Source organism: Diaphorobacter ruginosibacter, from assembly GCF_040396215.1.
GTDB classification, from domain to species: Bacteria; Pseudomonadota; Gammaproteobacteria; order Burkholderiales; family Burkholderiaceae_C; genus Diaphorobacter_A; species Diaphorobacter_A ruginosibacter_A.
Window position 1 is genome coordinate 1 of record NZ_JBEBOW010000023.1, and the last position, 14,290, is coordinate 14,290.

Consider the following 14,290-nt stretch of genomic DNA (forward strand, 5'->3'; position numbering starts at 1 on the left):
CCTCAACAGCGAAGCCTTGAATTCTACACCAGATTTTTTACGTTTCCGGAGAAAACCAAGATTCTTTTCCTCGAACATCCCGACTCGTAAGCCAGAACCTTAACGCCTTGCAAAAAACTCAGCGTTTGCTCGAGGAAGGGCGTGAGTATAGACCAGAAAAACCACGCTTGGATGAATTCCGCTGCTCTTTCGCAGGAAGTTTCAATGCTGCCAGACGAAACATCCTCACGGCACATTCCTCATGCCCCTACGCCAGCCTCCAGCGCGTCGATGAACATGGCAGCGACATCGAAGCCGGTTTGGTCATGTATCTCCTGAAAGCAGGTCGGGCTGGTCACGTTGATTTCCGTGACGCTTTCTCCGATCACGTCAATGCCGACGAGCAGCAGCCCCCGCTCATGCAGCAGGGGGCCGAGCGCCTGGGCGATCTTCCAGTCGGATTCGCTCAGGGCGCGTGCCACGCCCTTGCCGCCTGCGGCGAGGTTGCCGCGCACTTCGTTGCCCTGCGGAATCCGGGCAAGGCAATGGGGCACTGGCTTGCCACCGATGATGAGCACGCGCTTGTCGCCATCCACGATCTCTGGCAGGAACTTCTGCACCATGACGCTTTGCGCGCCATCCTTGTTCAGGGTTTCGATGATGCTGCCGAAATTCAGCCCGTCGGACTTGACCCTGAAGATGCCCATGCCGCCCATGCCGTCAAGCGGCTTGAGGATGATGTCTTTGTGTTCTTCGTGAAAGCGCCGGATCTGCGCCGCGTCGCGAGTCACCAGCGTGGGGCCGATGAATTGCGGGAACTCCATGATCGCCAGCTTCTCGGGATGGTCCCGCAGCGCGCCTGGCTTGTTGATGACCTTCGCGCCATCACGCTCGGCCTGCTCCAGCAAATGGGTCGAATAGATGTATTCCGCATCGAACGGCGGGTCCTTGCGCATGAGTACCGCGCCAAACTCGGCGAGCGCAACCCGTTCTTCCTTCTGCACGGAGAACCAGTGCTGCGCATCGCCCGTCAACTGGATGCGGCGGACGTCGGCCGTGACGCGCTCTCCGCGCTGCCAAGAGATGTGGCGCGGCTCGCACACCGCGATGCCATGCCCCCGGCGCTGCGCTTCGCGCATCATGGCGAAGGTCGTGTCTTTGTAGATCTTGAAGTGTTCAACCGGATCGGCAACGAAGAGGATTTGCATGTTTCAAGTTTACGCTGCGGCGCCTGTTCCTGCATGACGCGCCCGTGGCCTGCTATCCCGGCTATTGCCTGCGCGGCACCCGGCTCTGAATCACAAGTGCCAGGCTACCCGCGACGACGCCCCAGAAAGCGGAGCCGATGCCCGCCAGGGTCACGCCGCTCAAGGTGACAAGAAATGTGATCAGCGCGGCTTCGCGGTGCGGCTCCTCTCGCACCGCCGCAGCCAGTCCGCCGCCGATGGCGCCCAGCAAGGCCAATCCCGCGATTCCCATGACCAGTTCTTTGGGGAACGCGATCAGCAGCCCCGTCACCACCGCACCGAAAATGCCGATCAGTATGTAGAAGATGCCGCAGCTCGCCGCGGCGGTGTAGCGTTTGGCCGCATCCGGGTGGGCTTCCGGCCCCATGCAGATGGCGGCAGTGATGGCGCTGAAGTTCAATGCATAGCCACCGAACGGCGCGAGCACGAGCGTGGCAATGCCCGTCATGCTGATCAGGCGCGAGACCGGCATCTGGTAGCCGCTTGCGCGGATCACGGCCACGCCCGGCAGATTCTGCGACGCCATGGTCACCACGAACAGCGGCAGCGCGAGACTCATGAGGGCGGAGATGGAAAAGCTCGGCATGGTGAACACCGGCGTCGCCAGCCCCCAATGAATGGCCGACCAGTTCATCCGTCCCTGCGCAGCCGCGCACAGAACCCCCACCGCCAGGGTGCACATCACCGCATAGCGCGGCAGCCAGCGGCGCGCCACCAGATAGGCGAACAGCATCAGGACGATCAACACGGGTGCCGATTCGGCGGCGTTGAATGCCCGCATGCCGAAGCGCGCAAGCACGCCGGCAAGCAACGCCGTGGCGATTTCCTGCGGGATCCTGTCCATCGCGCGCTCGAACCAGCCGGTGGCGCCCACGACAAAGACCAGCGCGGCACTCACCATGAACGCGCCCACCGCCTCTCCCATCGTGAAGCCCCCCATCGCCCCGGCAGTCGCCAGGACGGCAGCGCCGGGGGTGGACCATGCCACCATCACCGGCTTTCTCAGAATCAGCGACGGCACGAGCGAGCACAGGCCCATGCCCAGTCCCAGCGCCCACATCCAGGACGAAATTTCCGCCGGGCTCGCGCCGAATGCTTGCGCGGCCTGAAACACGATGGCAACCGAACTGGTCAGCCCGACCAGCACGGAAACAAATCCCGCGACCACCGCCGATACCGACAGATCCCTGAAAAAAAACATGGCTTGTCCCTGCGCTCCAGCGCCGTTACCCCCGTTGCGCCCACTCCGGGCGGCTCAGCGGCAGTAGAGGAAAAATTTCGCGGCCTTCGCCCCATCGCTGCCCACGATATGCGGGCACTCAGACCTGAACCTTCGAGCCGAGTTCCACCAGGCTGTTGCTGGGCAGAAGCAGAAAGTCGGCCACTCCCGCCGCGTTGTGATGCATTTGGCCAAAAAGTTTCTGCCGCCACAGCGCCATGCCGATATTCCTGTCGCCGGGAACGAACACGTCGCGCGACAGGAAATAGCTGGTGCTCATGCTCTCGACCTCGCAGCCGCGGCCTCGCAGTTGCTGCAGCGCGGCCGGTACGTCGGGATCGTTCTTGAAACCGTAATTGATCTGCACGCTCCAGCAATCGCTGCCAAGCGCCTCGATCTGCACGCGCTTGTCCAGCCCGATCCAGGGCACCTCGTGATTCACGATGGTGACGAAGATATTCTGTTCGTGCAGCACCTTGTTGTGCTTGAGGTTGTGCAGCAGCGCCGATGGCGCCACCTTGGGATCGGAAGTCAGAAACACCGCCGTGCCCGCAACGCGCGTGACGGGCGGCTGCTGCAGCATCACCATCTGCAGGAAATCTCGCAGATCGATACCGTCGGCATGCAGCCTGTCATACACCAGATCACGCCCGCGCTTCCAGGTCATCATCACCATGAACACGCAAAAGCCGATGGTCAGCGGGAACCAGCCGCCTTCGAACAGCTTGAGCAAGTTGGATGCAAAAAAAGTCACGTCGATGCAAAAGAAGAACAGCGTCGGCGCCAGCGCCATCCACAGCGGATACTTCCAGCCGTACCGCAGCACGAAGAAGGTGAGCACGGTCGTGATCGTCATGTCCAGCGTCACCGCGATGCCGTAGGCCGCCGCCAGATTGCTGCTGGAGCGGAACATCATCACCGCCAGCGCGATGGCCACGCACAGACTCCAGTTGATGAACGGAATATAGATCTGGCCCATGTCGCGCACGCTGGTGTGCTCGATCTGGATGCGTGGCAGGTAGCCCAGCTGAATGACCTGCTTGGTGACGCTGAAGGCCCCCGTGATCAGGGCCTGCGAGGCGATCACCGTCGCCATGGTCGCCAGCACCACCAGCGGCAGCACCGCCCAACCCGGGGCCAGCATGAAGAACGGGTTCTTGATGGCGTCGGGATTTTCCAGAACCAACGCCCCCTGGCCGAAGTAGCACAGCGTGAGCGCCGGCATGGCGATGGTGAACCACGCCAGGCGGATGGGCTTGCGCCCGAAATGCCCCATGTCGGCATACAGCGCCTCCGCCCCGGTCACGCAGAGCACGACCGCGCCGAGAATCACGAAGCTGACGAGCGGATTGCCGAAGATGAAACCCAGCGCATAGTGCGGACTCAGGCCGCGCAGCACCGTGGGATGGGCAGCGATGTTCCAGATGCCCAGGACCGCGATGCTCAGGAACCAGAACAGCATGACCGGACCGAAGAACTTGCCGATGCCGCCGGTGCCGTGCTTTTGGAGCCAGAACAGCACAATCAGCACGGCCAGCGTCAGCGGAACGACGACCCTGGCGAAATGCGCGGAGACGATCTCCAGCCCCTCCACCGCCGAAAGCACCGAGATGGCCGGCGTGATCACGCCATCGCCATAGAAAAGACAGGTGCCGAAAATACCGATCATCATCAGCACCGACCGCAGCCGCGGCCTGTCCTTGACCGCCTGGGATGCAAGCGCCAGCATGGCGATCAGTCCGCCCTCGCCATTGTTGTCGGCCCGCAGCACCAAGGCCACGTATTTGAGCGACACGATCAGCGTCAGCGTCCAGAAAAGCACGGACAGGATGCCGTACACATTGTCATGCGTGAACGGCACATAGCCCGAGCCAAACACCTCCTTCAACGTGTACAGGACACTGGTGCCGATATCTCCGTAGACAACGCCGATCGCGCCCAATGTGAGCGAGGCAAGAGAGGATTTGGTGTTTTGCACAAATTCAGCAGGCGGACATGGGAGCCGGGTACGCCCTGGAGATCAATCAATGGCCGCCATTTTGCGCCGTCATTGAACGGAAGCAAACAACAGGGTGGATGTAGCGCATTTACAACTCAACGGACATCCATGGACAGCGCATTCACACCTGGAGAAAGCCATGGCGCGCCCCCGATTGCGCCTCGATTGCGCGAGCGGTTGTCAGTCGTACACCTCGGCATTCGGGTCGGTGGCCTCCAGCTCATAGCTCGCCGCCAGCATCGCCAGGCGGGCGATCACCCCGTACATATAGAAGCGGTTCGGCGCGCTCGCGCCAGGGCGGGCGCCCGGCTGCGGCATGTGCGTGCTGTGCTCGAAAGCCAGCGGCACGAAGCTGGCACCCGGCGCGTTCAGGTTCTCGTCCGTGCCGCGCTCGGCGTGCATGCGGTAGAAGCCGCCGACCACATAGCGGTCCATCATGTAGACCACCGGCTCGGCCACCGCTTCCTGCACGCGCTCGCGGGTCAACACGCCCTCCTGCACGATCACGTCATGCACGACCTGTCCATCCTTGATGACGGCCATCTTGTTGCGCGTCTTGCGGTTCAGGTCGTCCAGTTCCTTGGCGTCCCGCACCGTCATGATGCCCATGCCATAGGTGCCGTTGTCGGCCTTCACCACCACCCACGGCTTCTCGTTGATGCCGTATTCCTTGTACTTTCTGCGCACCTTGGTGAGCGTCGCATCCACCGCTGCCTGCAACGTATCGAGGCCCACCCCTTCGTTGAAATCGACACCCTCGACCTTGGTGAACAACGGGTTGATCAGCCACGGATCGATACCCAGCATCTTGCCGAACCTTTTTGAAACTTCCTCGTAGCTCTGGAAATGCCGGCTCTTGCGGCGCACGCTCCAGCCGGCATGCAGCGGCGGCAGCAGGTATTGTTCATAGAGCTCCTCCAGAATGCCCGGAGCGCCCGCGGACAGATCATTGTTCAGCAAGATCGTGCAGGGATCGAAGTTCTTCAGCCCCAGGCGGCGCTTGGTGCGGATCACCGGCTCCAGCGTGATCGACTCGCCGTGCGGCAGGGTGATCGTCGTGGCCTTCTTGATTTCAGGGCTGATGGAGCCCACGCGCACGTTCAGGCCCGCCATGTTGAAGATGCGCTGCAACTGCATCACGTTGGCAAGATAGAAGGTGTTGCGTGAATGGTTCTCGGGAATGATCAGCAGGTTGCGCGCCTCGGGGCAGATCTTCTCGATGGCGGCCATGGCCGCCTGCACCGCCAGCGGCAGCATCTGATCGGTGAGATTGTTCCAGCCGCCCGGAAACAGGTTGGTGTCGACCGGCGCCAGCTTGAAGCCCGCATTGCGAATGTCCACGGACGAATAGAACGGCGGCGTGTGCTCCATCCATTCCAGGCGAAACCAACGCTCGATGGCGGGCATCGAGTCCAGAATGCGTTGTTCCAATTCGTTGATTGGCCCGGTCAGGGCGGTAATGAGATGGGGAACCATCAATGTCCTCGCAAAACACTTGGGGCGGGTTGACGGAGCATTTTAGGCGACTCATTCCACGCGCGGCCACGGACACCGCGCGCGATGCCGTTGCGCAACAAGCGCCCGAAGCCGCTCAGCGGCGCCAGAACGTGGGCGTCAGCAACGCGATGAAGCTCAGGATCTCCAGGCGTCCGAGCAGCATGCCCAGCGTGCAGACCCAGAGCTGAAAATCCGTCAGCACCGCATAGCTGGAACTGGGCCCGAGGCGGCCGAGCGCCGAGCCCGCGCAGTGCACGCTCGCCAGCACGGCCGAAAACGCCGTGACCGGATCAAGGTCCGTCAGCAGCAGCGCCATGCTCAGCACGATCACCGTGGCTCCATACATCAGCATGAATGCCAGCACGGAAAAGATCATGCGGTCGTCCACCACCGCATTGCCGAGCCGCACGGGCTGGACTGCCGATGGGTGGATGATGCGCGTCATCTCACGCTTGGCCTGCTTGAGCAGAATCAGCATGCGCGCCATCTTGATGCCGCCGCCGGTCGATCCCGCGCCCGTTGCGACGCCCGAGAGCATGAGCATGAACACCGGAGCGAACACCGGCCAGCCGAGATAGTCCGTGGTCGTGTAGCCCGTCGTGGTTGCCACCGAGACCACCTGGAACATCCCCATGCGCAACGCCTGCAGCGGCTGGTACACGCCCTTGGCCCACAACAGCAGCGCCACCAGCAGTCCGCCGCCCACGAGCGTGACCATCGTTGCGCGCATTTCGATGTCGCGCCAGAACCCGCGCCAGTTCCCCTTGCGCAGCGCCATGAAGTACAGCGCGAAATTGCAACTGGCCGCGAGCATGAAAAAGATCGCGATGCCCTCCATCAGCGGTGACTTGAAATGGGCGAAGCTCGCGTCATGCGGCGTCAGCCCTCCCAGGCTCACGGTGGAGAACATGTGCATGATGGCATCCTCGGGCGTCATCCCGGCCCACCAGTATCCCAGCGCGCAGAACAGCGAAAACAGCACGTAGACGCCCCACAGGCCCTTGGCCGTCTCGGTCATGCGCGGCGTGAGCTTGGTGTCCTTGACCGGCCCCGCCGCCTCCGCCTTGAACAATTGGCTCGCTCCGACACCCAGCAGCGGCAGCACGGCCACCGCCAGAATCAGGATTCCCATGCCGCCGATCCACTGCATGAACGTGCGCCACATGTTGATCGACAGCGGCAGCCGGTCCAGGTTGGACATGACCGTCGAGCCCGTCGTCGTCAACCCGGAGACTGCCTCGAAGTAGGCATGCGTGAACGACATCGGCTGGCCGGTCTGGTAAGAGCCGAGCAGCAGCGGCACCGCGGCAAACAGCGGCAGCACCACCCAGACCATCGACACCAGCAGCACGCCGTGGCGCGGCAGCAATTCGCGCTGATACCTGCGGGTGCACAACCACAGAATGGCGGACACGAGGAACGTCAGCAGCATGGAGACGGCATAGCTGCGCCACAACCCGTCGTCCGCATGGAGCGACGCCGCCAACGGGATGAACTGCGCGCCCGCGAACATCGCAAGCAGCGCGCACAACAAACGCAGGACTGGCAGGATGTCGGACATGATCGGTATGGCCTCGCGCCCGCGTCAGAAATAAGTGGCGCTGACGCGGAAGAGCTTCTCCACGTCCTTCACCAGGCGCTTGTTGGACAGGAAGAACACCACGTGATCGTTGCTCTCGATGACCGTGTGGCTGCGCGGAAGAATCACCTGAGGTTCCTGCTCGGCCTGCTCGTGCTGCGCGTCCGGGTCCGTCGGATCGGGCAGCCCGCGCACGATCAGACCCATCGTCACCTCGGGCGGCAGATGGATTTCGCTGATCTTGCGCCCGACCACGCGCGAGCTTTTCCGGTCGCCGCGGGCCACGATTTCCAGCGCCTCCGCCACGCCGCGGCGCAGGCTGTGCACCGCCTGCACGTCGCCCTGGCGCACATAGGCCAGCAATTCGCCGAGCATGGCCTGCGCGGGCGATAGCGCGATGTCGATCTGGGTGCCGTGCATCAGGTCGGCGTAGCTGCGGCGGTTGATGAGCGCCAGCACGCGGCGCGCGCCCATGCGTTTGGCCAGCAGGCTGGCCATGATGTTGTTCTCGTCATCGCTGGTGAGCGCCAGGAACAGATCGACGTTCTCGATGCTCTCGCTGCTCAGGATGTCCTCGTCGGTGGCATCGCCCTGGAGCACGAGCACGTCGGAGGGAACCTGCGAGGCCAGCTCCACGCAGCGGTCCGGATTCACCTCGATGATCTTGATGTGCTGGTTGCCCTGCCTGGTGAGCTGGCGCGCCAGGCGCAGCGCCACCTTGCCGCCGCCAGCCACCATGATGCGGCGCACCGGCCTGGCCTGCTGGCCGCTCGGGCGATGGAACGACGCCAGGACCTGCGCGATCTGCTCACGCCCGGAGAGCACGAAGACTTCATCGCCCGGCTCCACCATGGTCGCGCCATCGCAGTAGATGAAGCGGTCCGGCTCGTCCGCGAAGCGCCGGTAGATGGCCACGATGCGCATCGCCACGTCGGGCGCCATCAGCCGCAATGCGCTGATGCGGTGGCCGACCATCGGCGCGCCGCCGCGCGCGCGCACCGCCACGATGCACGCCCTGCCGCCCGCGAACTCGCGCACCTGCATGGCCTCGGGAAACTCGATCAGCTTGCCGATGTAGCGCGTGAGCGATTCCTCGGGACAGATGACCCGGTCCACGTCGAAGCCCTCCTTGCCCAGAAGCTGCTCCGATTTCTCGAGGGAGGACGAGCGCACCCGCGCGATCAGCTTGGGGATGTTGAACATCACCTTCGCCACCTTGCAGCACACCAGGTTGGTCTCGTCCTGCGCCGCGCAGGCGATCAGCAGATCGGTATCGTTGGCGCCCGCGTCGGCAAGCACGGTGGGATCGATGCCGTTGCCCACCACACCCCGCAGGTCATAGCGCGCCTGCAGTTCGCGCAGGCGCTCCGCGTCCTGGTCGATCACCGTGATGTCGTTGCGCTCCGACACCAGGCTGTCCGCCACGCTTTCCCCCACCCGGCCAGCGCCCAAAATGATGATTTTCATGAAAAGTAAAACACCTCTTGAGCCGCTTCAATGCGGCCCGCGGCAGGGGCGGCGCGCAGAAGCGGTGTCCGGGGCGCCAGGCGCGTCATCGCAAACAATGCGGGAAACACTTCACGTCCCTGGCGGATTCAGTTGCGGATTTCCCCTTCTCCGAGCACGATCCATTTCAGTGAGGTCAGGCCTTCGATACCCACAGGGCCGCGCGCATGGAACTTGTCGGTGCTGATGCCGATCTCCGCGCCCAACCCGTACTCGAAGCCGTCGGCGAAGCGCGTGCTGGCATTCACCATGACGCTGGCCGAATCCACCTCGCGCAGGAACTTCTGCGCATGCATATGATGGGTGGTGAGAATGGCCTCCGTGTGATGGCTGGAATATTTGTTGATGTGGGCAATGGCTTCATCCACACCTTCCACGATCTTCACGCTGATGATCGGCGCCAGATACTCTTCGCTCCAGTCGCTTTCGGTTGCCAGCGCCAGCCTGGCGCCGGCAACCTGTCCGAGAATCTCCAATGCCTCGGGCGTGCCGCGCATCTCCACTCCCTTGGCGGCGAAGACTTCGCCGATGCGGGGCAGGAACTCGGCCGCCACGCCGCGCGCCACCAGCAGGCTTTCGCTGGCGTTGCAGGGGCTGTACTTCTGCGTCTTGGCATTTTCCGTGACCTTGACGGCCATCGCGATATCGCACGGATCATCCACGTACGTATGGCAATTGCCGTCGAGATGCTTGATGACCGGCACGCGCGCGTCGCGGCTGATCCGCTCGATCAACCCCTTGCCGCCGCGCGGGATGATCACATCCACATGGTCGGGCATGGCAATGATCCGGCCCACCACCTCGCGGTCGGTCGTCTGCACCAATTGCACGCCGTGGCCGGGCAGGCCGGCTTCGGCGAGCGCCTTCGCCACCAGCAGCGCCAACGCCTTGTTGGATTCGATCGCCTCCGAGCCGCCGCGCAGGATGCAGGCATTTCCGCTCTTGATCGACAGGCTTGCCGCCTCGATGGTCACGTTCGGGCGGCTCTCGTAGATCATGCCGAACACGCCGATCGGCACGCGCATCTGCCCCACGCGAATGCCGCTGGGCTGCTGCTTCATGCCCAGCACTTCCCCGATGATGTCCGGCATGGCGGCCAATTGCTCGCAGCCCTGGGCGCAGGTCTCCAGCACCTTGGGCGTGAGCTTCAGGCGATCGACCATGGGCTCCGCCAGCCCGGCGGCGCGCGCGCGCTCCAGGTCGCGTGCATTGTCGATCTGCAGCGCGTCCACGTTTTCGCGCAGCAAGCGGGCCAGCGCCTTGAGAGCCTTGCTCTTTACGGCGGATGGGGCACGGGCCATCAACGCGGATGCGGCCCTGGCCTGCACTCCGAGCGAGAGGGAATATTCAGCGATATTGAGCGCGTTCATGGACGTGATTTTGGCCTATCTTGCCCATCCCGCGCTCAAGTGGGCGTGTTCCGGTTACCCTGGAGCCAGTATTCACCCTTTTCGATCATGTCCGACACCGCCAGCCACGAACTGCAACTACTGCGCGAGCAGCTCCAGCAACTTCAGCGCGGCAGCATGGCCGCCCACGCCTTCAGCGACGCCTGGCGCGCCCGCGGCGCCTTGCTTTCCGCCCTGCCCGCGCGCTATTCGGAGGTGCTTTTCAGCCTGCTCGACCGGCTGGAGGCCGGTGCGCTGTTCACCGAGGAAAGCTGCTCGTTCAGCCAGAAGGACCTGACCGACAACCTGCGGATGTGGGCCGACAAGGCGGAGCAGCAGCTCATGCGCGAATCACCGCCCTGATCAATCCACCTCCACTGCGCTGGGCAGGAACAGCACCGCGCTGACCCCCGGCGCCCGGTTGCGCACCCGCAAATCACCGCCCAGCGCCAATGCCAGGTCGCGGCAGATGGCAAGGCCCAATCCAGCGCCCTTGCCGCCGCCCTCCGTGATGAAGGGCTCGAACAGCCGCTGAGCCACATGGGGCGAGAGACCTTTTCCGCTGTCCCATACCTCCAGTTCCCAGCCGTGCGCAGGCACGCCATCGCATGCGCGCAGGCGCATGCCCAGCTCCGCCCCGGGCGCCGAATGCTGGATGGCGTTGGTCAGCAGGTTCTTGAGGATTTCCTCCACCATCCAGCGCGGGCCTCTCCAGACGGCCTCGGCCTGCGGCGCGTCCAGCGAGAATTCGAACTGCTGGCGCGCGAGCAGGGGGGACAGCTCCACCGCGACGTCCTGCATCAGGCCGCGCAGATCGACCGCCTCCTTGCGCGCGTGCTCGTGCGGATCGCTTTGCGCGCGGTTCCACATCAGCAGCTGGTGCACGACGCGGCTGGTGCGGCTCGTCGTATCCGCGATGCTGCCCAGCGCCTCCCGCGCCGGCACATCGCCCTTGAGTCCCGACTCGGCATGCAATTGCAGCACCGCCAAAGGAGTGCGCAGCTGGTGCGACGCGTCCGCCACGAAACGCTGCTGCCGCTGCCGCGATCCGTCCACGCGCGCCAGGAGCCCGTTGAATGCCGCGAGCAGCGGCCCCACCTCCTCGGGAAGGGACGCCGTGGCGATGGGCTTGAGATCCTCCGGGCTGCGCTGCTCCACCGACCGCGCCAGCACCCGCAGCGGCCGCAGCGCGGCGGTGGCCACGAACCACATCGCCAGCAGCAACAGCAGCAGCAGCGCCATCTGGCGCGCCAGGGTGTTCCAGAGAATCGCGCGTCCGATGGCGTACCGGTAAGACACGTACTCTCCCACCTGCACGACCACATACCGCATACCCTCCGCCGACTCCACCGGCTGCCACAGCGCCACGAACCGCGCCGGCTCGCCGTCCGGCATCCGGTGATCGAAAAACTGCAGCCGCGACGCATAGGCGTCGTTGACCGCAGGCAGTCCCGTATAGGCGGGCAGCGAGGCGTCGCCCGCCAGGAAATCGCCGTTCAGGAAATTCACCCGGTACAGCAACGGGCTGCGTCCCGGCTGCTCGCGCACGTCCATCCGCACATCGGTTGCGTACAGCTCCAGCGCCGTGTGCGGCATCGTCACCTGCAACTGGCCGCGCTCCAGCCGGATCATGTCGCCGAGCGCGTGCGCCGCGCTCACGAGCAAGCGGTCATATGCCGTCTGCGTGGTGGCCAGGGCGTTGCGGTAGCCCAGCCAGGCATCGAAGAGGACGAAAACGAGCATCGGCACCGCCATCCAGGCCAGCAGGCGGCGGCGCAACGAGAACGCGCCCGCCAGCGGGGCCGCATCAATGTCCCGGGCCGCCGGCACCGCCGTCTCCGCCGCCATCGTCCCCGCACTCCTGGATCAGGTAGCCCACGCCCCGCAACGTGGTGATCCGCACACCCGTTCCCAGCAGCTTCTTGCGCAGGCGATGAGCGACGACCTCGACCGCATCCGACTGCGTGGCCTGTCCGGATGGAAACACCATGGCGTTCAGCCGCTCCTTGGTCACCGCATGGCCAGGCCGCTCCACCAGCGCGGCCAGCAACGCCGATTCGCGCGGCGTCAGCTCCAGCGCCCGGCCATCGACATATGCCACGTGCGACGCCCGCTCCACCCGCAACCGGCCGCAGCGCATCTCTCCCGAAGCGCCACCCGCGCGCCGGCACAGGGCGCGCAGCCGCGCCTCCAGTTCATCCAGGTCGAAGGGCTTGGCCAGGTAATCATCCGCGCCGGCATTGAGTCCGGCCACGCGATCGCCCACCGCGCCGCGCGCCGTGACGACCAGCACCGGCACGTCGTTGCCCTTCGCGCGGATCCTGGAGACCAGTTGCAGTCCGTCCATCACCGGCAGGCCCAGGTCGAGCATGACCACGTCATACTGTCCCGCGCCCAGATGGACCAGCGCCTGCATGCCGTCCATGCAGTGCTCCACCGCGATGCCCCTCCGCGTCAGCACCCGCGACAGGGCCGCGCTGAGATCCAGGTCGTCCTCCACCAGCAGGACCTTCATGCGCGCTCCACGCTGCAAACAGGTGCGGCGCGGCAACCTGTCCGGTGCGGCGCGTTGCACCAGGAACGGAATTTATTTGTCATTTTGAAAGCCATCTGAAAGCAAAGCGCAAGCCAGTCGAAAGACTCCCGATGATCGCTCAAATCACACTCCATATAGTCGGGCCTGTTACCTACTACTCTCCACAACACGTTCCGACCACGAACGCACAAGGATAAGAGATGACCTTGCAATTCTCCGCCCGCTCCGCACTCGCCGGCCTGGCGCTGCTCGCCGCATCCGGCGCCACATTCGCGCAGGAGGCCTGCGCCAACCGCGGCGACCTGGACACCCAGTTCTGCGACGCCAACAAGGACCTGGTGGCCGATACGCCCACCGATCCCAAGAAGCTGCGCGATCCCAGCACGCTGGTGTTCGCCTTCACGCCGGTGGAAGATCCCTCCATCTACGAAAAGCTGTTCCGCCCCTTCATGGGCCACCTCTCGCAGTGCGTCGGCAAGAAGGTCGTGTTCTTCCCGGTCCAGTCCAATGCCGCGCAGATCGAGGCCATGCGCTCCGGCCGCCTGCACATCGCCGCATTTTCTCCCGGCCCGGTCAACTTCGCCGTCAACCTGGCTGGCGCGGTGCCGTTCGCCATCCGCGGCAACGAGCACGGCCCCGTCGGCATGTACCTGAAGATGATCGTCCAGAAGGGCAGCAGCTACCAGAAGCTGGAGGACCTCAAGGGCAAGCGCATCGCGCATACATCGCCTTCCTCCAATTCCGGCAATCTCGCGCCGCGCGCGCTGTTCCCCAAGCTCGGCATCACCCCGGACAAGGACTACAAGGTGGTGTACTCCGGCAAGCATGACCAGTCGATCCTCGGCGTGAAGACCGGCGACTACGACGCCGCTCCCGTCGCCAGCGACGTGCTGGAGCACATGACCGAGCGCGGCGTGGTCGGCAAGGACGATTTCCGCGTGCTCTACACCAGCGAGATGTTCCCGACGGACGCCTATGCCTTCGCGTACAACCTCACGCCGGCGCTCCAGGAAAAGATCAAGGGCTGCTTCTTCAACTACAAGGTGCCTGCCGAAATGGCCAAGGGCCTGGGCGGCGACCGCTTCCTGCCCATCACTTACCAGAAGGACTGGGAACTGGTGCGCACCGTCGCCCAATCATCCGGTGAATCGTTCACCCGCGAGGCCTTCGACAAGGCTGCGCAGAAGAAATAACGGCTCAAGGAAGCGCGCGGGCGGATGTTGAAAACACATCCGCCCGCGTTGTCATTTCAGGACCGCGTTTCAAGGCGGCCCCGGATCCGCCCGCGCCGCGCCGCACGCCTCGAAACCACGACGGCTTCACCACCGAAAAGCCGCAAA

General features: G+C 64.2%; 11 protein-coding genes. 2 read left to right on the plus strand and 9 right to left on the minus strand.

Annotated features, from left to right (window positions below; all coding sequences use genetic code 11):
* Nucleotides 1–239: 239 nt before the first annotated feature.
* The 7 genes from gshB to ABWP92_RS04885 all read right to left on the minus strand — a co-directional run bounded on the left by gshB (nt 240) and on the right by ABWP92_RS04885 (nt 10,396).
* Nucleotides 240–1,187: a glutathione synthase gene (gene gshB, locus ABWP92_RS04855; RefSeq protein WP_353234230.1), complete on the minus strand. Its 948-nt coding sequence runs from the start codon at nt 1,185–1,187 to the stop codon at nt 240–242.
* Nucleotides 1,188–1,248: 61 nt separating this feature from the next.
* Complete coding sequence (locus tag ABWP92_RS04860) at nt 1,249–2,427, minus strand: benzoate/H(+) symporter BenE family transporter (protein WP_353234231.1); 1,179 nt, start codon at nt 2,425–2,427, stop codon at nt 1,249–1,251.
* Between the two features lie 118 nt (nt 2,428–2,545).
* Complete coding sequence (locus ABWP92_RS04865; protein ID WP_353234232.1) at nt 2,546–4,423, minus strand: potassium transporter Kup; 1,878 nt, start codon at nt 4,421–4,423, stop codon at nt 2,546–2,548.
* Between the two features lie 201 nt (nt 4,424–4,624).
* Complete coding sequence (gene gshA, locus ABWP92_RS04870; protein ID WP_353234233.1) at nt 4,625–5,920, minus strand: glutamate--cysteine ligase; 1,296 nt, start codon at nt 5,918–5,920, stop codon at nt 4,625–4,627.
* A gap of 115 nt (nt 5,921–6,035) precedes the next feature.
* Complete coding sequence (locus ABWP92_RS04875) at nt 6,036–7,502, minus strand: TrkH family potassium uptake protein (protein ID WP_353234234.1); 1,467 nt, start codon at nt 7,500–7,502, stop codon at nt 6,036–6,038.
* A gap of 24 nt (nt 7,503–7,526) precedes the next feature.
* The gene (gene trkA, locus ABWP92_RS04880) at nt 7,527–8,987 is read right to left on the minus strand and encodes a Trk system potassium transporter TrkA (RefSeq protein ID WP_353234235.1); all 1,461 of its coding nucleotides are present in this window, start codon (nt 8,985–8,987) and stop codon (nt 7,527–7,529) included.
* 128 nt (nt 8,988–9,115) lie between these two features.
* The gene (locus tag ABWP92_RS04885) at nt 9,116–10,396 is read right to left on the minus strand and encodes a glutamate-5-semialdehyde dehydrogenase (protein ID WP_353234236.1); all 1,281 of its coding nucleotides are present in this window, start codon (nt 10,394–10,396) and stop codon (nt 9,116–9,118) included.
* Nucleotides 10,397–10,552: 156 nt separating this feature from the next.
* Between ABWP92_RS04885 and ABWP92_RS04890 the strand changes: the two genes are divergently transcribed.
* Entirely contained in the window at nt 10,553–10,777 is a 225-nt protein-coding gene (locus ABWP92_RS04890; protein WP_502907450.1) for a hypothetical protein, read from the plus strand.
* On the opposite strand, the gene ABWP92_RS04895 is transcribed toward ABWP92_RS04890, so the two are convergent.
* Complete coding sequence (locus ABWP92_RS04895; protein ID WP_353234238.1) at nt 10,778–12,262, minus strand: sensor histidine kinase; 1,485 nt, start codon at nt 12,260–12,262, stop codon at nt 10,778–10,780.
* Nucleotides 12,222–12,929 (minus strand): response regulator transcription factor, encoded by a 708-nt coding sequence (locus ABWP92_RS04900; RefSeq protein WP_353234239.1) that lies wholly within the window; start codon nt 12,927–12,929, stop codon nt 12,222–12,224. The genes ABWP92_RS04895 and ABWP92_RS04900 overlap by 41 nt, the downstream gene beginning before the upstream one ends.
* A gap of 221 nt (nt 12,930–13,150) precedes the next feature.
* On the opposite strand from ABWP92_RS04900, the gene phnD reads away from it, so the two are divergent.
* Nucleotides 13,151–14,143 carry a phosphate/phosphite/phosphonate ABC transporter substrate-binding protein gene (gene phnD / locus ABWP92_RS04905; RefSeq protein WP_353234240.1) on the plus strand — a complete coding sequence of 331 codons (993 nt, stop codon included), beginning with the start codon at nt 13,151–13,153 and terminating at the stop codon, nt 14,141–14,143.
* Nucleotides 14,144–14,290: the final 147 nt, after the last annotated feature.